12 protein-coding genes and 1 pseudogene are annotated in these 19,561 nt (G+C 62.0%); 8 read left to right on the top strand and 5 right to left on the bottom strand.

Annotated elements, in window-relative coordinates; all coding sequences use genetic code 11:
* The gene (locus HH800_RS12440) at window positions 1-975 is read right to left on the bottom strand and encodes a DUF4861 family protein (RefSeq protein ID WP_206379220.1); all 975 of its coding nucleotides are present in this window, start codon (window positions 973-975) and stop codon (window positions 1-3) included.
* 123 nt (window positions 976-1,098) lie between these two features.
* On the opposite strand from HH800_RS12440, the gene HH800_RS12445 reads away from it, so the two are divergent.
* The 6 genes from HH800_RS12445 (at window position 1,099) to HH800_RS12470 (ending at window position 11,376) form a co-directional block, all read left to right on the top strand.
* Complete coding sequence (locus HH800_RS12445) at window positions 1,099-1,812, top strand: FadR/GntR family transcriptional regulator (RefSeq protein WP_169861263.1); 714 nt, start codon at window positions 1,099-1,101, stop codon at window positions 1,810-1,812.
* Window positions 1,813-1,904: 92 nt separating this feature from the next.
* Window positions 1,905-4,766, top strand: a complete 2,862-nt coding sequence (locus HH800_RS12450; RefSeq protein WP_206379221.1) for a TonB-dependent receptor — start codon at window positions 1,905-1,907, stop codon at window positions 4,764-4,766.
* Window positions 4,767-4,828: 62 nt separating this feature from the next.
* A complete protein-coding gene (locus HH800_RS12455) occupies window positions 4,829-6,139 on the top strand; it encodes an MFS transporter (protein ID WP_169861265.1) in 1,311 nt (436 codons plus the stop codon).
* Window positions 6,136-7,275, top strand: coding sequence for a glycoside hydrolase family 88/105 protein (locus HH800_RS12460; RefSeq protein WP_169861266.1), 1,140 nt, complete (start codon window positions 6,136-6,138; stop codon window positions 7,273-7,275). The genes HH800_RS12455 and HH800_RS12460 overlap by 4 nt, the downstream gene beginning before the upstream one ends.
* Window positions 7,276-7,295: 20 nt before the next feature.
* A complete protein-coding gene (kduI, locus tag HH800_RS12465) occupies window positions 7,296-8,132 on the top strand; it encodes a 5-dehydro-4-deoxy-D-glucuronate isomerase (protein WP_169861267.1) in 837 nt (278 codons plus the stop codon).
* A gap of 10 nt (window positions 8,133-8,142) precedes the next feature.
* Window positions 8,143-11,376, top strand: coding sequence for a glycoside hydrolase family 2 TIM barrel-domain containing protein (locus HH800_RS12470; RefSeq protein WP_169861268.1), 3,234 nt, complete (start codon window positions 8,143-8,145; stop codon window positions 11,374-11,376).
* A gap of 420 nt (window positions 11,377-11,796) precedes the next feature.
* On the opposite strand, the gene HH800_RS12475 is transcribed toward HH800_RS12470, so the two are convergent.
* The 4 genes and pseudogenes from HH800_RS12475 to HH800_RS12490 all read right to left on the bottom strand — a co-directional run bounded on the left by HH800_RS12475 (window position 11,797) and on the right by HH800_RS12490 (window position 14,969).
* Window positions 11,797-12,969 (bottom strand): rhomboid family intramembrane serine protease, encoded by a 1,173-nt coding sequence (locus HH800_RS12475; RefSeq protein ID WP_235682108.1) that lies wholly within the window; start codon window positions 12,967-12,969, stop codon window positions 11,797-11,799.
* A 531-nt stretch (window positions 12,970-13,500) separates the two neighbouring features.
* Window positions 13,501-13,743 carry a hypothetical protein gene (locus tag HH800_RS12480; RefSeq protein ID WP_169861270.1) on the bottom strand — a complete coding sequence of 81 codons (243 nt, stop codon included), beginning with the start codon at window positions 13,741-13,743 and terminating at the stop codon, window positions 13,501-13,503.
* 8 nt (window positions 13,744-13,751) lie between these two features.
* Window positions 13,752-14,533 (bottom strand): annotated as a pseudogene (locus HH800_RS12485) (IS5 family transposase).
* Window positions 14,534-14,594: 61 nt separating this feature from the next.
* Window positions 14,595-14,969, bottom strand: coding sequence for a hypothetical protein (locus HH800_RS12490; RefSeq protein WP_169861271.1), 375 nt, complete (start codon window positions 14,967-14,969; stop codon window positions 14,595-14,597).
* Between the two features lie 1,105 nt (window positions 14,970-16,074).
* On the opposite strand from HH800_RS12490, the gene HH800_RS12495 reads away from it, so the two are divergent.
* Together HH800_RS12495 and HH800_RS12500 are read left to right on the top strand one after the other, a co-directional pair.
* Window positions 16,075-18,858, top strand: coding sequence for a TonB-dependent receptor (locus HH800_RS12495; RefSeq protein ID WP_169861272.1), 2,784 nt, complete (start codon window positions 16,075-16,077; stop codon window positions 18,856-18,858).
* The gene (locus tag HH800_RS12500; RefSeq protein WP_206379222.1) at window positions 18,858-19,550 is read left to right on the top strand and encodes a DUF6250 domain-containing protein; all 693 of its coding nucleotides are present in this window, start codon (window positions 18,858-18,860) and stop codon (window positions 19,548-19,550) included. Before HH800_RS12495 ends, HH800_RS12500 begins: the two co-directional genes overlap by 1 nt.
* The last annotated feature ends 11 nt before the right edge of the window (window positions 19,551-19,561 follow it).

Below are 19,561 nucleotides of genomic sequence, written 5' to 3' on the forward strand. Positions count from 1 at the left end.
TCAATCCTTGGGCGGGGTGAAGTCGAGGGTCTGGCCGGCGGCATAGGCATCCCAGGCGGCACGGGTGGAAAAGCCGCCCTCCCCCTTGTTCCAGGCACTACCGGAATAATAGACGAAGGGCTGGCCCGGCTTGACCGTGAGCAATATGAGCTGATTGTCGGCATCCGCGCGGATATCGGCGATCTGCGCTGGATCGACCCGCAATGCCAGCGCCATCCGGCCATGCGCACCATCTTCCGGCCCCCACCAGCTGATCAGGCCACGGGCACGATCGACGGTCAGGTCCCCAGCCCCCTGCCCCGTAGTGCGTTTGCCGATGCCGATGCCCACGGTCAGCGCCGCCGACTTGTCCGATCCTATGGTCGAGACCAGCCGGGTGAAATGGGTGCCGAGCGGCAGGGTGAAACGCCGCATTTCCCAAACCTTGCGATCGACATCGACTGGCCAGGGCGCATAATCGACGCTGAAGTCGGCGACCTGCCCGCCCGATTTCAGGATATGGGCACGGACATAGTTGCGCGAGGTCCACAGCTTGTTGTCATGCCAGATGCCAAGCCCACCCGCGCCGCGCGTGGTACCGACATTGTAGAAATCCAGCCCTTCGCCATGATAGCCATGCTGGTCGCCGCTGCGTAGCTGGCGATCGGCGAAGGGCCAGGCGACATTCTTGCCCCAACTGTCGATTCCCGATCCCGATGGCGGCTCGGCTGCCTCCAGCGCATGGCCATAGATGCGATGGGCGGTCTTGTCATTTTCCCACAGCAGGTCGTCATAGCGATAGGATGCAACCAGCGTGACGGCGGCCGCCGCCTGGCTGGGCGGTGGCGGCAGGCGCTTCTCGACCGGCAGACGATCGCCCACCCCATCGCCCTGCGCCAGGGCCGCGCCGACGCAAAGACCGGTCGCCAGCAATCCGATCGACAGATAGGGCGCCCGAATGCGGCATGACGATGCTGTTGGCTGGGGGCGGCTCACCACAGGCTCCTTTCGATTATTTGTATGATAAGCTGATAAATCATCGAATCAAACTTGCCAAGCCCTTGCTCACATTGCCGCAGGCTGGCAGGCTCGAAAAAGAATATTCACTGGAACGACATCATGGCCAAAGCCGCCTCACTCGCCGACATGCTCTACACAAAACTGGAAGAGGACATATTGTCCGGCCGCATCCCGCCCGGATCGCGCCTGCCCGCGCAAAAAGACATTGCCGAGCAGGAAAATGTCAGCCGCACCGTGGTTCGCGAAGCGGTCGCCCGGCTGGAGGCACAGGGCTTTGCCGTCGCCCGCCAGGGATCGGGCGTGTTCGTGTCGGATGCCGCGCGCTACCGCGCCTTTCAGGTCACCAAGGATGAATTGTCCGAGCTATCGGACGTGATCAAATTGCTGGAAATGCGCCTGGCGATCGAGACCGAAATGGCCGGCCTTGCGGCTGCCCGCCGCACGAACGAAGATATTTCGGCGATGCGCGACGCACTACGCCGCATCCGCGAGGCCGAGGATCCAGCCGTCGCCGCCACAGCCGACAGCCAGTTCCACATGGCGATCGCCCGCGCGACCCGGAATGATTATTACGCCCGCTTCGTTGAATTTCTGGGCGTCCGCCTGGTGCCGCCAAGCAGCCTCTACCTCAAATATCAGCCAGAAAGATCGCACGACGCCTATACCCACAAGGTCAGCGACGAGCATGACGCGGTGCTTGACGCCATCGTCCGCATGGACATCGAAAAGGCGCGCCATGCCGCCCGCCATCACATGCAGGAAAGCCTTTTGCGCCATTCCGAACTCAACGACCTGATCAGCCGGAACGAATGATTGCATGACTAAAGTCTGACAATTGACATCCTCCTCAAAGTTGTATGATAACCTGATTAACACGATCAGAGTCGTGATGAGGGAGGATGGATATGAACAAGGCGTTTCCGTGCGTCGCCATGTCGGTGAGCATGCTGGCCATGATTGCGGCCTCGGCCCCCGCACTGGCCCAGGCAGAACCCCAGCCGACACCCCAGGCCGATGCATCACAGGGTGAAGCCACCACCGCCGACATCGTCGTCACCGGCTTTCGCGGCAGCCTGCAAAAGGGGATCGAACTGAAGCGCGAAGCCGTGGGCGTGCGCGACTCCATCGTTGCCGAGGACATCGGCAAATTCCCGGAGGCCAATGTCGCGGATTCCCTGCAGCGTATTCCGGGCGTGTTCCTCAGCCGCGACGGTGCATCGAACGAGGGCCAGCGCATCAGCATCCGCGGCCTGGGATCGGAATTCACCGTCACCACCATCAACGGCGCGCCGGTGCGCACGACATCGTCACAGAATGTCGGCAGTTCGACCCGCGACTTCAATTATGACGTCTTCCCATCCGAACTGTTCGGCCGTGTCGATGTCTACAAGACCCCGCTCGCCAATCTGGAAGAAGGCGGCATCGGCGGCAATGTCGACCTGCAGACGCCCCGCCCCTTCGACAGCAAGGACCGGGTCATCCGCTATACCGCCCAGGCCAATTACAACACCCAGTCGAAGAAGTGGCAGCCGCGCGGATCGCTGCTGCTGAGCGACACATGGGGCGACTTCGGTGTGTTGCTGGGCGCGGCCTATGCCAAGAATGTCAATGAACGGTCCGGCTTCCAGTCGACCGGCGGCTATAACAGCTCGGTTATCGGTTCGCGTGCCTATGCCGGACCAACCACGACCGGCGGCCCGTTCCAGTTCCAGCTCGACCTCGACAATCCGCTGGCCAATTATGGGTCGCTCACCCGCGACCAGGTGGCCAACGCCTATATGCCGCGCTTCTACCGCGTCTTCACTTCGAACAATGAGCGTGAGCGGCTGGGCCTGGTCGGGTCGCTGCAATATAAGTCGGATCGGCTGGAACTGAGCGCCGACGGCATCTTCTCGCAGCTCAAGGATCAGGCGGACGAGTTCACCTTCGGCGTCGCGGTGCGCAACTCCCGCACCGTGCCGGGATCGACCAGCGCACCGGGCACCGGCACCAATTCCGGCCTGATCCCGCTCGATGTGAAGATCGACGAATATAATAATCTCTACGGCACGTTCGGGAACAGCAGCTTCATCAACGAGAATTTCTTCCGCAATGCCCGCACCCGCTTCAAATATGGCATCATCCGGGGCGTCTATGACTTCACCGACAATCTGAAATTGTCGGCCCAGGCCAATCTGAGCGAGAGCAACGCCCGCTACACCGCCAACCGGATCGTCAGCAACATCTATGGCGTGACCAGCACATTCGACCCGACCGGCAATGTCACCTATCCGACCATCAGTTCGCCGGTCGATTTCACCGATCCGTCAAACTACACCACGCCGACGCTGGGCTTCTCGCTCAACCGCGAGATCGACAAGCAGAAGACGGCACGCGCCGTCCTCGACTGGTCGCTGCTGGACGATGGCGAACGCAGGTTCGCGCTCAAGATCGGCGGCAGCTATGTGAACACGGGCAAACGCATCTCGACCCAGGACGGCAGCAGCATCGCGGCCGGCAAGTTGGTCGGCCTCGACGTCTTTTCCTACATGGATCCCTATATCCAATATGGCGCGATCCGCGATGGCGGCAATTCGGGCTATCCGTCCCAATTTGCGAGCTTCCCGCGCTCCTTCGTGATGGACTATCTCGATGCCAACGCGGCGAACGAGGCGGCCAACATCAATCTCAACGCGGCCTTCAACGCGAAGGAAATCGTCAAGACGGCCTTCTTCGAGAGCAATTTCGCCCTGCCGCTGTTCGGCAAGGAACTGCGCGGCTATGCCGGCCTGCGCTATTCCGACACCCGCACCATCATCAACAATTATCAGAGCGCGGGCGCCGGCGTCTTCCTGCCGCAGCGGCGCGAGGGCGGCTATGAAAATTGGTTGCCATCGGCCAGCCTGGCCTATGACCTGACGTCCAGCTTGCTGCTGCGTGCGTCAGCCGGCAAGACGATCACCCGTGCGGCGCTGACCGCCATTGCCGGCGGCACCATCGTGCCCAACGTCTTCAATCCCGACGTCACGGTCGGCAATCCCAATTTGCGGCCCCAGGTCGCGACCCAGTATGACGCCGGCGTCGAATGGTATTTCGCCCCCGGCGCGCTGCTGAGCGTCGGTGCCTTCAAGAAGGACATTACCGATCGCGCAACCGCGGTGCAGGACTTCGTCACCTTCGGCTCACTCGGCCTGCCGTCGAGCGCGTTCAACACGACCTCGCTGGGCTTCCCCGGCGGCACCATCCCGGATGATTTCCTGATCCGCCGGACCCAATATATCAATCAGGGCCAGTTGAAGCTGAAGGGGCTGGAATTTGCCTATCAGCAGAATTTCACTTTCCTGCCCAAGCCGTTCGACGGGCTTGGCTTTACCGGCAGCCTGACGCTGATCGACCAGAAGGGCGATGATTTCGTCACCACCGAAGGGACGCGCGTGCCGATCTCCTTCGTGCCGGAATATAGCTACAGCGCGACGCTCTTCTACGAAAAGGGCCCGTTCGCGATCCGCGGTTCCTATAATTACCGCGCCAAGACCGGCATCACCTCGCAAAATACCGGCAACGACCAGATCCCCTATACCGCGCCGCAGGGCTTCCTCGACGGGACGATCAGCTACCGGTTCAGCGATGCGCTGGAGGTGCGCGTCGATGCGCTGAACATCACCAACGAGAATGTCTATATCTATTATCAGGATCCGGACGGACCGAAGGGCAATGGCCAGTCGCGGCGCGACAACAGCTTCTTCAACGGCACGACCATTTCGCTCGGCATTCGCGGCAAATTCTGACCCCTCCCCCCTTGGGCGCCGGGGACTGCACGCCCCGGTGCCCATCTTTTCGCGAGACGATCATGACCATGCCGCATCCCGCCCCGGATATCGTCGATGACGCCGTTGCCGGCGCCAGCGATCGGGCCAGCCGCTATCGCTGGCTGATCTGCGGCCTGCTGTTCGCGGCGACCGCGATCAACTATGTCGACCGGCAGATGATCGGCGTGCTCAAGCCCGTGCTGCAGGCCGAACTGGGCTGGCGCGAGAGCGACTATGCCAATATCGTCTTCTGGTTCCAGTGCGCCTATGCGCTGGGTTTCCTGGCGATGGGCCGCTTCATGGACCGGGTCGGCGCGCGGATCGGCTATGCCGCTGCCTTCACCTTCTGGACGCTCGCCCATGCCGCCCATGGCCTGGTCAGCGGCATCGCCCAGTTCATCGCCGTCCGCTTTGCCCTGGGCATTGGCGAGGCGGGCAATTTCCCGGCCGGCCTGAAGGTCGTGGCCGAATGGTTTCCCCAGAAAGAACGGGCGTTGGCGATCGGCCTGTTCAACGCCGGCGCCAATGTCGGCGCGATCGCCACGCCGCTGATCGTGCCCGCCATCACCATCGCCTACGGCTGGCGCGCCGCCTTCATCGTCACCGGTCTCGCCAGCCTGATCTGGGTGGCGGCCTGGCTGCTCCTCTATCGCCGGCCGGAGGATCATGCGCGGGTATCGCCCGGTGAACTCGCCTATATCCGCAGCGATCCGGTGCGCGCCAGCACGCCCATCCCCTGGTCACGCCTGTTCACTATTCGCCAGACCTGGGCCTATGCGCTGCCCAAATTCTGTATCGATCCGATCTGGTGGATGTTCCTCTTCTGGCTGCCCGATTTCCTCGGCAAGCGCTATGGCCTCGACCTCAAGAGCTTCGGTCCGCCGCTGGTCGTCATCTATCTGATGTCGGACGCGGGCAGCGTGCTGGGCGGCTGGGCATCGTCGCGGCTGATCGCACGCGGCTGGAGCGTCAATGCCGCGCGCAAGGCGACGTTGCTGGCGTGCGCGCTGGCGGTGCTGCCGGTGGTGACCGTCCAGTCGATCGACAATCTCTGGGCGGCGGTGCTGCTGATCGGTCTTGCGACCGCCGGACACCAGGCCTTTTCCGCCAATATCCTGACTTTGCCGTCCGACCTGTTCCCGCGCGCCGCCGTGGGATCGGTGGTCGGCATCGGCGGCACGGCCGGCGCGATCGGCGGCATGCTGATAGCCCAGTTCGTCGGCTATGTGCTGGACATGACCGGCAGCTATGCCCTGATCTTCGCCGTCGCCGGCAGCGCCTATCTGGTGGCGCTGGCGCTGCTCCACATCATCAGTCCCCGTCTCTTGCCTACTGGAGAGCTTGCATCATGACCTTCCGCTCCTTCGCGCCGATCATGCTGGCCTGCGCCATCGCCGCGCCGGCCCATGCCGCCCAGCCCGCCCGCACACCGATCGAGGCGGCGGTGAAGCTGGCCGACTGGCAATTGGCGCGACTCGACGATCTGTCGCACATCCCCAGCGCCACCGACGAAACGCGCAAGACACGCGGCTGGGAACAGGCAGTGTTCTGGGTCGGCATGACCGCCCTCGCCGACGCCGGCGCGCCACCCCGGATCAAGGAGGCAATCCTGGCGATGGGCCAGCGCAATGGCTGGAAGCCGGGCGACAATCTCTATTTCGCCGACGACCAGGCGATCGCCCAGGCCTATCTCTGGGCCGCAGCCCATGGCGCCGGCAAGGATGCGCTGGCGCCGACCCGCGCCGCGTTCGACACGGTGGTCGACAAGCCGGCGGTCACCACCCTTGCCTTCGCCATTCCGCCACAAGGCTATGGCGCGACCGAATGCCTCAAGCGCTGGTGCTGGTGCGATGCCCTGTTCATGGCGCCGCCGGCCTTTGTCGAACTGTCGCGCCAGACCGGCGATGATCGCTATATGCGCTTTGCGATGAAGGAATTCTGGGCAACCACCGACTTCCTCTTCGACCCTGCCGAGCATCTCTATTATCGCGACAGCCGCTTCTTCGAGCGGCGCGACGAAAGGGGCCGCAAGCAGTTCTGGAGCCGGGGCAATGGCTGGGTATTCGGCGGCATCGCCCGTGTCCTCCCGCAGCTGGCGCAAGACAGCCCCGACCGCAGCCGTATGGAAGCGCTGTTCAAGGAGATGGCGGCGAAGATCAAGACGCTGCAGAAGCCGGACGGCTATTGGGCACCCTCGCTGCTGGCGCCGGAAAATGCGCCGCCCGAAACCAGCGGCACCGCCTTCTACACCTATGGCCTCGCCTGGGGGATCAAGGCCGGGCTGCTGCCCCGCGCCGAATATGAACCGGTGGTGCGCAAGGGCTGGGCCGCGCTGCAAAAGGCGATCCAACCCGACGGCCGACTGGGCTGGGTCCAGCAAGTTGGCGACCGGCCCGACAAGGTGGCCGCCAGCGACACCCAATATTATGGCGTCGGCGCCTTCCTGATGGCTGCGACCGCGGTGGCCGCGCTCGACGCGCAACGCTGACGCGCGGGAGGACCAGCGGCATGTTCGAAAAAACCTATTACGCCACCCATCCCGCGATGATGGACGGCGCCAGCAATGAGGATCTGCGCGACCGGCATCTGGTATCCGGCCTGTTCCGCGCGGGGGAAATCACCCTCACCTACTCCCATGGCGAACGGTTCATCATCGGCGGCGCGGTGCCGGGCGTCGGGACGCTGGACCTGCCATGCCAGAGCGAACCGGAAAGTGCGGCCGGCCATCCGCTGCTGGAACGGCGCGAGATGAGCGTCGTCAATATCGGCAAGGGCGACGGCACGGTCCGCGTCGATGGCACCGACCACAGGCTCGCCCGCTATGAGGCCCTCTACATCCCGATGGGGTCACAGGCGATCAGCTTCAGCGGCGAAGGCGCGCGTTTCTATCTGCTCAGCGTCCCGGCTCATGCTGCCTTTCCGCTACGCAAATTGTCGCAGGCGGACAGTAACCCGATGCAGCGGGGCAGCCTGGAAACGTCCAACGAGCGGACCATCTATCAGTTAATCCTGCCCCATCTGTGCCAAAGCGCGTCGCTGTGCCTGGGCCTCACCCGGCTGGAGCCCGGCAGCGTCTGGAACACCATGCCGCCCCATGTCCATGAGCGGCGATCGGAAATCTATCTCTATTTCGATCTGGAAGAGGAGGATAGAATCTTCCACTATATGGGCCAGCCGGACGCATTGCGGCACATTGTGATGGAGAATGAGGAGGTCGTGATCTCGCCGCCCTGGTCGGTGCATATGGGCGCGGGCACCCGCAATTACAGCTTCATCTGGGCCATGGCCGGCGAAAATCTCGATTATGAGGACATGGACGTCCTCGATATCTGCCAGTTGAAATAAGGGGATGGGAATGCACGGACGGATCTGGACGCTGGCGGCGGTCAGCACAGTGGCGCTGGCCGGCGGCGCGCTGGCGCAGGGCGGGCCGCCGAAGGTGCAGCCCGTGCAGGTCGATCCTGCCCGGCCCGACTGGGAAAATCCCGCCATCTTCGCAATCGGCAAGCTGCCCGCCCGCGCCACCGCCTTTCCGTTCGAGAACCGGGAGCGGGCGCTGGCCGGCCATCGCACCCAATCGGACCGCTTCCTGTCGCTGAACGGGGAATGGAAATTCGCCTTCTCACCCGATGCCGACACATTGCCGACCGGGTTCGAGCGGCCCGATTTCGACGTGTCGAGCTGGAAATCGATCAAGGTACCGGCGGACTGGCAGGCGGAGGGCTATGATCAGGCCCGCTACAATAATATCACCTACCCCTTCCCTGCCAACCGGCCACTAATTCCCCATGCGACCAATCCGGTCGGTTCCTATCGCCGCGACGTCGATCTTCCGGCGGGCTGGAACGGTCAGGATGTCGTGCTGCATATCGGGGCGGCGGGTTCGGCTTATTATGTCTGGGTCAATGGCCAGAAGGTCGGCTATTCGGAGGACAGCAAGCTGCCGTCGGAATTCGACGTCACCCGTTTCATCCGTCCCGGCCGCAACAGCATCGCCATTCAGATATTCCGCTGGTCGGACGGCTCCTATCTGGAGGATCAGGATTTCTGGCGCGTGTCGGGCATCGAGCGCGAGGTGTTCCTGATTGCCGCGCCCAGGACGCGCATCCGCGACTTCTTCGCCCATGCCGGCTTCGACAATGTGACGGGCGCAGGCAAGCTGGCGGTCGATGTCGCGGTGACGCCGGGGGCCGCGACCAATGCCCGCTATGTACTGATGGACGGCGATCGCACCGTGATCGAAGGCCGCCAGCCCGTTGCGGCGGGCCAGGCCGAACGCGCCGTGACGCTGACCGGCCTGGTCGACAAGGTGAAGCCATGGACGGCCGAGACGCCCAATCTCTACATGCTGCTGGTCGAACTCTATGATGCGCAGGGGCGGATCATCCAGTCCAGCTATGCGCGGATCGGCTTCCGTACCGTAGCGATGCAGAATGGCGTCGTCACGGTGAACGGCAAGCCGATCACCATTCGCGGCGTCAACCGCCACGAACATGATCCCGAAACCTTCCACGTCATTTCACTGGAGTCGATGGAGCGCGACATCAAGTTGATGAAGCGCAACAATATCAATGCGATCCGCACGTCGCATTACCCCAATGACCCGCGCCTCTACGAGCTTGCCGATCGCTATGGCCTCTATGTCATGGACGAGGCGAATATCGAGAGCCACGCCTATATGGACTATGCCAACAAGCATGGCGACCGGCGCGCCGAATTCCAGATCGGGTTCGACCCGGCCTGGAAGGATGCCCATGTCAGCCGCGTCGCCAACATGGTGGAGCGCGACAAGAACCATCCCTCGATCCTCTTCTGGTCGCTGGGCAATGAAGCGGGGATCGGCCCCAATTTCGCCGCCGCCGCAGCCACCGCCAAGGCACGCGATCCTGATCGGCTGATCAGCTATCTGGGCTGGGGCACATGGGACGGCATCGGCGATCACCGCCCCAATGACTATGCCGACATCTATGCGCCCATGTATGATCCGGTCGCCAAGCTGGTTGACTATGCCACCAACTGGAATTTCCGGCAGCCGATGATCCAGTGCGAATATGCCCACATGATGGGCAATTCGGGTGGCAATCTGAAGGATTATTGGGACGCGATCTACGCCCATCCCGACAAGCTGCAAGGCGGCTTCATCTGGGACTGGGTCGACCAGTCCATGTATCGCTACACCAGGGACGGACAGCGCTATTGGGGTGATGGCGGCGAATATGGCCCCAATCCGGGCGGCGATATCGAATTTGGCGACGGCCTGCTCCAGTCCGACCGCACCCCCAATCCCGCGCTCTACGAACTGCGCAAGGTCTATGCGCCGGTCCAGTTCGACGGCTTCGATCCGGCGAGCGGCCGCCTGACCGTGCGCAACCGGCATGACTTCATCGACCTGTCGGGCTTCAGCTTCGACTGGGCACTGTTGGAGGATGGCGTGGAGGTTGCGCGTGGATCGCTCAGCGCGCCTAACGTTCCCGCCCATGGCGCGGCTGCAATGACGCTGCCGATCGCAACCATGCCGCGCCGGGCCGGATCGGAATATTTCGTGACGATCAGCGCCCGCGCAAAAGCTGGGACCATCCCCGCCGTGGAAGCCAATGCGCTGGTCGGGTGGGAACAGTTTGCCCTGCAACAGGACACACCCGCCCTGCCCGCCGCCGCCAGCGGCACCGTCGCGATCAGTGACAAGGGCGGCGCGATCAGCCTGAGTGCCGGTGACGCTGCGCTGGTGATCGACCGGACGAGCGGCCTGGTCCGTTCCTACAGCAAGGGGGGCCGGATGCTAGCACAGGGTGGCGCGCCCCATTTCTGGCGCGCGGTGACCGACAATGACATCGGCATCGGCACCGACAGGCAATTCGCGATCTGGAAGGGGATGAGCGAGCAGCGCAAGGTCAGCGCCATCCGCCTGACGCCCCAGACCGACGACAGCCGCACCGTCGAGGTCGACTATCAACTGGGCGATGGCGCGGCCAGCTTCACCAGCATCTACCGCATGGTCGGCGACGGCTCGGTGACCGTCTCCGGCAGCTTCACCCCCGTCAAACCCGACCTGCCGCCCCCCTTCCGCATCGGCCTGGCCTTCAGCCTGCCGGCCGATCTCGATACGGTCGAATGGTATGGCCGCGGCCCGCATGAAAGCTATGTCGATCGTAAGACATCGGCGCCGATCGGCCTGTGGCGCGGCGCGCTGGCGGATCAGAATCACGACTATATCCGGCCGCAGGAGACCGGAAACAAGGTCGATGTCCGCTGGATGGAACTATCAGGCGGCAGCGCAGGCCTGCGCGTGCAGGGCGAGCAGCCGATGATGATGAACGCCCTCGCCTTCCCCTATGCCGATCTCGACCGGCACAAGCCGGGCACCTGGAAATCGTCGGACATCCGGCCGCACGATCAGGGCACGCTGCTGATCGACACGGCGCAATGGGGCGTGGGCGGCGACACCCAGTGGAGCGAGTTCGGCAAGCCCATGGCCGCCTATCGCACCACCAGCGCGCCGACGCGCTTCAGCTTCCGCCTGAGTTCCTTCGCCGGCACGGGCACCACGCCCGACAAGGCGAAGTTAGCGCGGGCGACTGGGGTTGAGTGAGAGAGGCCGCTAAGACGCGGACACAGAAAAGCCGCCTTGGGGAGATCCGAGGCGGCGTGCGTGTGCGTGTGTGTGTGTGTGGTTGCGGGAGTAGGATCTCGAACGGGCCTCAGGATAAGCCCAATGCAATGATTTTGCGTGATATTTCCCTGCGACTTGTCGAAGAGTCCCCCTGCAGTACCCCCATAAAGAACAATATGTGATGAGACGTGCATTTGTTTCGCTTAGCCGAAATTCCTGCCCCTCCAGCTCGACAACCATAAGCACGACGTCTCATTCTGGCCGATTGCGGAATTTCCGCTTTCAGAGTGGGGACAAGGAATTCCGGCCGTTCGTCCGCACGCGGCATTGATGTTGGCACCCGGTCCGATACGGAGATTACCAGACTACTTCCATTGCCATCGGCCTGACTCTCAGCGCCTATTTAGCAGGCACGAAAGTTTCGGGAGGCAGCGTCCCATCTGGTGTGGTCGCCCCAGCGCGCGGCAACAGCCTCGGGCCGATGCACAAACCGAACAGGAAGCCGCCCAGATGTGCCTCCCACGCCAGACCTCCGGTGGTGCCGCTCGCCCATGCCATGAACGCGAGCATCAAAAAGAGGAATGCGTTCTGCTTTATCAGGTCCAAGCAGATGCGCTGTACCCGCTTGGACCTGACCGCCAGCACGCCGCCGCCATCCGAAGACGTCCGGATCATCAGGCCAATAAGGCCGTATAGGCCGCCCGATGCACCGACCATCGGCACTGCGCCGAAAGGGTGCAGCGCCAGAAAGGTGGTAGCCCCGGCCAATGCGCTGAGAAAGAATAATAGCCCGAAGCGCAGACCGTTGATCGGGACGAGTCCAAGCCGCGATGTAAGCGTGGGGCCGATTGCTGCCAACGCGGTCATGTTCATCATCAGATGCATCGCGCTGCCATGCGCGAACATGTGTAGGAAGATCGTCTCGAATCGTCCCTCGGACAGCGCCTTGGCGGACAGCCCCCAGCGGAGCAAGCCCTCCGGTCCACCGGTGAATGTTGTCCAGACCATCGAGACCACGCAGCCTGCACCAAGCAGCACCGCAGGCACCTTCATTTGCCAAGACAGCTCGGGCTCGGGTTCGGGCAGTTCGAATGCGAAGGGCTGGGCATCCGAGGCGAACCGCAGCTCACCATGTTCTTCCACCAGTTCAAGGCTGCCGCGTAGCGCCTCCATCACTTCGCGCGGCGCGATCACCGTCACAGTATCGCCGGGGACAAATTCGATGAACTGATGCGGCCACAGCTGCCACCACTCCTTTCCGGCAATGCGCCAGCGGGCATCGGTTTCGGATTTGGCGAAAAAGCCCTGTGCCTCCAGCACGGCCTCCAGCCACGCTGCCTGATCCGTCGAGACGATCATCAAGGAGGGTCTAAGGACGAACTGAAACACCCACCCCAGCATCAGGAGTAGAATGAGGATCGGCGGGAAATGTCCCAGCCTATCGTTCAGCCAAAGAAAAAGCCCGACGGCAATCAGATTGGGAAGCAGTTGATAAAGGCTGTAGATTGGCACCAAGTCGCGCAGCAGCCCGTAACGCGACCTGATTGAAAGCTCATTGTCCTGGGCGGCCATATTGACGATGTGATCCGGCAAAATCCGGTTTGCAATGCCGAATCATCGACCCGACTACAAATATCGCGACCGCTTTTCCCGGCAGAAGAGATGGCCGTGATACCCGGACGAACGTCTGCATTCGGTATCACGGCTGCCTCTCTGAACGACCAACTAGGGCGCGTTGCTGCCTTCCGTCAGAAGGATTCTACAAGTCCGTGAATGACCGCTTTCCTGGGTGGGCTTCTCCGAAGGCGACAGTCGCGAAAGTCCCAGCGCCGGTCATAATTAGCATAATTAGAATGCCCGCCCATAAGCGCGCTAAACTCCCCGCCGAACGGTTTGGGTGGGGCACGTTGCGGAAGTTTGCGCTCCATAATGGTTCACGTCAAATTGGCGAGTCTTGAGCGCCGTGTCGAGCCCGTTGCGTGCGCTCTACGGAGTCATATTGGATACCGCGGCCAGCCTTCGCCGAGTACGTGAAGAAATTCTCCGAACCAGCCACAATAGCTACCATGTCGTCCATAGCGATGCCGCTCCACGGTCGAAATGTTAGAAGCGCGAGTTTAGCGGTACGACACCCACGGCGAGAGCGCGTTCGTCGATCCGCGCGAGAGCTGCCCGCTTCCGCGCCGTGCGCCGAAGCCCTGAGTTGCGCATTGCTTCGGTGCGCTCAGGGCTATCAACGATACCGAGCTCGACTTTGCGGGCCCGGATCCGCGCCAAATGCTCTAAGAGAGTAGCGATCATTTTTGCTCCCTTCGCATCACCAGCTTGAATCGCCTTCGACATCATCGTCAGTTCTAGGCCGCGTTGACAAAGTGTGGCAACCATCTGCGAATGGCGGCGAGGTTCAGGAAGCTTGCGAAGGATAGGGCTGTTTTGTCGTAACGGGTTGCGATCCGGCGGAACTGCTTGAGTTGGCCGAACATGCGCTCGATGCGGTTGCGGTCACGATAGCGGCGGAAGTCGCAGTGAATGGGTTCGCGGCGATTGGCCTTGGGCGGGATGATCGGCAGGATGCCGTGCATCAGCAGATTTTCGCGGACAGCATCACCGTCATAGCCCTTGTCGGCCAACAGCGCCTTGGGCTTGGCGACGGGGATCGCCATCAGGGCATCGACAGCGCCATAGTCGGACGCTTCACCGCCCGTCAGGATGAAGCCGATAGGGCGTCCCTGATTGTCACAGCGGGCGTGGACCTTGCACGTAAAGCCGCCGCGTGATCGACCAAGAGCCTGCGCAAAGGCCCCCCTTTTCCGCCCACCGCCGATACGTGGCCGCGGACTATGGTGCTGTCGATCATATGCTGCCAGTCGTCGGTCAGTCCCAATTCCACCAATGTCGCCAGGATCGCATCCCACACGCCTTGCTCGGCCCAGCGCCGGAACCGCACATAGACTGAGTTCCACAGACCATAGCGTTCGTGCATATCCCGCCACGGACAGCCGACCCGCAAAACATGCAGCATGCCGTTGAGGAAACGCCGGTTATCATGGGCAGGACGGGACTTGCGACCGCGCTCCGATGGCAGCAGTCCCGCGATCACATCCCATTCCTCATCCGTCAGATCGCCCCGGCCCATCGTCGCTCCTCGCAAAGAGAAGCTCTGAATCAGAAATCAGGCCGATTGGGAATCCACTTTGTCAACGCGACCTAGGGATCAACACCCTTACATGGCGCATGGGAGTAAATTTCGCGGGTGCAAATCCATCTGCATGTTGTGGACAGACGGTCGCATGAAACCCATCAGTCGTTCGTGAAAGAACGGCAGGCTTCGCGCATGTCTGGCACAGGGTACGAGAACGAGCCGTGGCCGCGTCTGTGAGAGCAAATGCCGGTTCGCTATAGGTCTTCAAATAGACCCGCATCTCGCCAAATTTCTCCTTTGCCTGGACTACCGTTGTGGTTCCATCGACCTTTGCTACATCGTTGATCAGTTGCCGATAGAGCGCTTGCCATCCGGCCGGTAGACCGACTGCCAACTCGAGATTTCTTAGGAGAATTTCATCCTCAGTCATCTCGACCCGCTCCTATATTGAACATGCTGAATTCCATGTCGTCAGGCCGATCGCGGAACGTGATAGTTCCCGGCGCTTGAAGGTGTACAACGGTTGGAATGGCAGCCAGTTCTTCACCTGGTATCGTCAACGATGCCATGTATCCGTCGCTGTCGACCGCTTGCCGTCGCTCTCCAAGCAAGAAAATCTAGGGTAACACTGTTTATCTTCGCGACGCCTTCGTCTGAAAGCACGCCCATAGCTGCTGCTACAATCCGGTCGAAATCCTCGGGCTTAATGTTACCCGTAAACTCGATACGCATGCTCGGTCCTCAAACGCTAGAAGCAGGGGCGGACCGGCACGAGCCGGGTGTTGGAAACCTGACGAATGTACAGGCGCATGCGCCTTTATCGGCAAGCCGATTGGACATGCGCGCATGCCACCCGGCCTCCGAATAGGTGACCGAGTTCATTCGTTGAGGTTTCCACGCCCCATCGCCGAGCTTTCATCGACGACATCGCATCCGTCGCAGATCGGAAGTCAATCTGCAAGAACGACGCTTTAGCCCGGTCAACTTTAGCCCGGCCACCGCCAAGGGCCGGCTGTAAATGCGCATTCACTTGCGCCTTTATCAATCAGGAAATCCGGGATATTCAAATAAAGGCGGTTGAGATTGGGGTTCGAATCCCACCGCTTCCGCCCCCCCCTCATGGCAGCAACCTGACCAAGGCCGACCGACGGCTGGGGCAACTACTGCCACTTCGTCGCCCCAGATGACCAAATAAACGGCTCCATTCGGGTCTGCTAAGATCGAACCAAGCAGTGGGGGGGGGGCGTGCGGCGTGCCTTGGCGTTCAGAAGCAAATAGCCCTGTTGTTGACCCATGAGTATATCTCATAGGTCGTGGCCGACCCCAATGTGCCCATACGCGCCGACGATGCCTAATTTCCGTATCGCCATCTTCTCCAGCACCAATGGCCAAATTTCAAACCTTTAGCATTGCCAATAGGAGCAGCGGCCACCGCCTCTCCCTTCATACCGGGGTAGAAAAACTTTTTTGTCTACCAATTCCGTTACCTTTAGCCCGCCCCTCGTCCAATAGTCCGACAAAAGGGGTCCTCTGTCGTGCATCGTCTTACCAGCGCCGTCTTCCTGCTTCTCTCTACGACATCCACCTTCGCCCAGGCGCAAGACCAATCCGCGCAGCAAGCCACTCAGGAAGGGGCAACGGAACGCTCCGACATCGTCGTCACCGGCATCCGCAAGAGCCTGGCCGACGCGCTGGCAGTGAAGCGCCAGTCCGCGCAGGTCGTCGACGTCATCTCGGCCGAGGATGTCGGCAAGTTTCCCGACAAGAATATCGGCGAAGCGCTCCAACGCGTGACCGGGGTCCAGATCACCCGCGGCGGCGGTGAGGGCCAGGCGATCACCATTCGCGGCGCCGATCCATCACTCAACCGGGTCGAGATCAACGGCCAGTCGGCCCTCTCGACGTCGATCGCTGCAGCCGCAGGGAATGGCAGCAACCGCGCGGTCGACTTCCGCGACCTGCCCGCCGAATTCGTCTCGCGCCTCGAAGTGCTCAAGTCCGCCACGCCCGACATGACCGAAGGCGGCCTGGGCGGCACGGTACGGATCATCACGCGCCGCCCGTTCGATGCGAAGGAAGGCTATCTGGCCGGGTCGGCACAGGGCATCTACAATGAACTGGCGGACAAGGTGGATCCCAAATTCGCGCTGATCGGCTCCAAGCTGTTCGCGCATGACACGATCGGCGTGCTGCTGTCGGGCACCTATGAAGATCGCACCATCCGCTACGATCAGGCGCGCACCACCGGCTGGCGCCAGGTGGAAACGGTGCAACCGGCAACGCCCGCCAACCAGAACTGCCTGTCGGGTCGCAACCAGGCGCGCTGCGTCGACCTGGACGGCAGCGGCTTTGGCGATTTCTATCCGGACATTCCGCGCTACATCACAGCGACCGAGCCGACCAAGCGCTATGCCCTCAATGGCATCGTCGAATGGCGCCCGGACGATAATTTCAAGGCCTATGTCGAGGGCACCTTGACCAAGAGCGACACGCGGTCGGACGACCAATATCTCCAGCTTTCGACTACCCAGTCGGTCGCCAATGGCGGCATCGATCCGACCGGCGTCGTGATCCGTGACGAAACGGCGCAGACCGTCACCTTCGTCAACAACAGCGCCGCAGGGACTGGCCCCAGCGTCAATTATCGCAGCGTCATCGGCGGGCTGCGCCGTCGCACCTTCAACGGCATCGTCGGCGCGGAATGGCAGGTCGGCAAGGTCAAGCTGTCGGCCCGTGGCACCTATGCCGCGTCGCGCGTGTTCAATGACGAAGTGGACGTGACGGCTTCGGTATCCGGCAAGGATGCCCTGCCCTGGATCACCATCGACTATAATAATCCGCAGCATGCCCCCAACATCATCCTGCCGATCGACACCACCACGACGCAGGGGATCAACACGCTGTCCGTCGAGGCGCGGCCGCGCCTCAACCGTCAGCAGGAACAGGGCAGCAAGTTCGACGCCGAATATCGGCCGGACAATGACGGCCTGCTGACATCGCTGAAGGGCGGCATCGAACAGAACAGGCTGGTGTCGAGCAGCCGCTTCAGCAACGCGGTCTATACGCTGAACGGCATCACGGGCCAGACCACCTTGACCCGGTCAGGCATCAGCGGCACGCAGGTTTTGGCGACCACGACGCCCGCGGCCCAACTCGCGACGATCCAGAGCCTGCTCAACAATTATGGCGGCATGGGCGACGGCAGCTTCTTCAAGACCGGCGACCTTGGCTTTTCCGGCATCGACCGCTGGTGGAACCTGGGCGATGACCTCGCCAATGCGATCGGCATTCCCGATCCCTATACCAGCATATCGCCGCTCGACACCTATCGGGTGAAGGAAGAAACCATCGCCGGCTATGGTCAGGCCGCGTTCAAGGCCGATCTGGGCTTCGACCTGTCGGGCGTGTTCGGCGCGCGCCTGGTCCACACCCGCACCATATCGACCGGCAGCCAGAGCAGCGGCGGCGTCATCACCCCTGCCCGCTACACCGGCGAATATACCGTTCTGCTGCCGTCCGCGAACCTGCGTGCCGAACTCGTCCCCAACAGGCTGGTGGTGCGCGCCACCGCGTCTGACGTGCTGGCCCGCCCCGCCCCTTCGCAAATGGCGCCCAATGTCCGGCTCGATCCCGTCGGGCTGACCGGATCGCGCGGCAATCCGGGGCTGAAGCCCTATCGCGCCTGGCAATATGATCTGGGCGTCGAATATTATATCTCGCGCACCAACTATCTGTCGGTCACCGCTTTCCGCAAGGATATCAAGTCCTTCATCGACACCGACAGCCGTGAGGAGGAAATTGACGGGCAAGTCTACACCATCCGCCTGCCGGTCAACGGCACCCAGCATGTCACCATCCAGGGCGTGGAGGCCGGCGTGCAACTGGGCCTCGATTTCCTGCCCGGCATGTTGAGCCATTTGGGGGTGATCGCCAACTATACCTACAACAAGGACAAGGGCTATGAAGGGCGTGATTATTTCACCAATGCCAGCCTGCCCTTCCCCGGCGTGTCGCGGAACAGCTATAATGCCTCGCTCTTCTACGATGACGGGCGCTTCGCCATTCGCGGATCCTATAACTGGCGCAGCCGCTATCTGATCAACGCGGTCGATCGCGGCAACAATCCGTCCTTTGGCGAAGCCTTTGGCCAGTTGGACGGATCAGCCAGCTATGTCGTCAACCCGCATGTCTCTCTGTTCCTGGAGGGCGTCAACCTGACCGATTCCACCCGGATCGAGAATGCCAACAGCATCTATCGTCGCAACGTGATCGAAACATATGGCCGCCGCATCTATTTCGGCGTCCGGGCAAAGCTGTGATGCGGCGCGATACGCTGGCAGGCCTGGCGGGGGCTATGCTCCTGCCGGCCTTTGCCCGTGCCGCTACCGGCCGCCTGCTGCATCGGGACGATTTCCGGCATGGGCTGGGCCAATGGCAGATCGAAGCCGAAAAGCCCGCCACGGTGCGCGCGCAGGGCGGGCTGCTCGATATCGAAGCCCCCGCCGGGCTTACCCTGTGGTTCCGCCCGCTGCTCTACGGGCCTCTCGAAATCCGCTATCGGGCGCAGGCCGTGGCGCAGGGCGGACCGCATGATCGGGTGAGCGATCTCAACTGCTTCTGGATGGCCAATGACCCCGCGCTGCCAGACGGCGATGTCCTGGCCCGACCGCGCAGCGGCAAGTTCGAGGAATATGACAGCCTGCAGACCTATTATGTCGGGCTGGGCGGCAACGGCAACAGCACCACCCGCTTTCGCCGCTATGTCGGCAGCGCCGGCGAGCGACCACTCTTGCCGGAAAACGACCGGCGCGGGTCCGAAGACATGCTGGTCGCCAATCGCTGGCAGGAAATCGTCCTGACCGCAGACGGGAACGAGATCACCTTCTTGCGCGATGGCCAGCGACTGTTCGCCTTTCAGGACGATCATCCCTACACCCATGGCCATTTCGCCCTGCGCACCACCGCCAGCCATCTGAAAATCCGCGACTTCACCGTTCGCGCACTTCGCTGACCCAAGGAAAC

Source organism: Sphingobium yanoikuyae, from assembly GCF_013001025.1.
Lineage (GTDB): Bacteria > Pseudomonadota > Alphaproteobacteria > Sphingomonadales > Sphingomonadaceae > Sphingobium > Sphingobium yanoikuyae_A.

Excerpts from the sequence above, each read along its gene's own strand:
- HH800_RS12445 (WP_169861263.1), top strand. The coding sequence starts at position 1,099 with ATGGCCAAAGCCGCCTCACTCGCCGACATGCTCTACACAAAACTGGAA.
- HH800_RS12450 (WP_206379221.1), top strand. The coding sequence starts at position 1,905 with ATGAACAAGGCGTTTCCGTGCGTCGCCATGTCGGTGAGCATGCTGGCC.
- HH800_RS12455 (WP_169861265.1), top strand. The coding sequence starts at position 4,829 with ATGACCATGCCGCATCCCGCCCCGGATATCGTCGATGACGCCGTTGCC.
- HH800_RS12460 (WP_169861266.1), top strand. The coding sequence starts at position 6,136 with ATGACCTTCCGCTCCTTCGCGCCGATCATGCTGGCCTGCGCCATCGCC.
- kduI (WP_169861267.1), top strand. The coding sequence starts at position 7,296 with ATGTTCGAAAAAACCTATTACGCCACCCATCCCGCGATGATGGACGGC.
- HH800_RS12470 (WP_169861268.1), top strand. The coding sequence starts at position 8,143 with ATGCACGGACGGATCTGGACGCTGGCGGCGGTCAGCACAGTGGCGCTG.
- HH800_RS12475 (WP_235682108.1), bottom strand. The coding sequence starts at position 12,969 with ATGGCCGCCCAGGACAATGAGCTTTCAATCAGGTCGCGTTACGGGCTG.
- HH800_RS12480 (WP_169861270.1), bottom strand. The coding sequence starts at position 13,743 with ATGATGTCGAAGGCGATTCAAGCTGGTGATGCGAAGGGAGCAAAAATG.
- HH800_RS12490 (WP_169861271.1), bottom strand. The coding sequence starts at position 14,969 with ATGACTGAGGATGAAATTCTCCTAAGAAATCTCGAGTTGGCAGTCGGT.
- HH800_RS12500 (WP_206379222.1), top strand. The coding sequence starts at position 18,858 with ATGCGGCGCGATACGCTGGCAGGCCTGGCGGGGGCTATGCTCCTGCCG.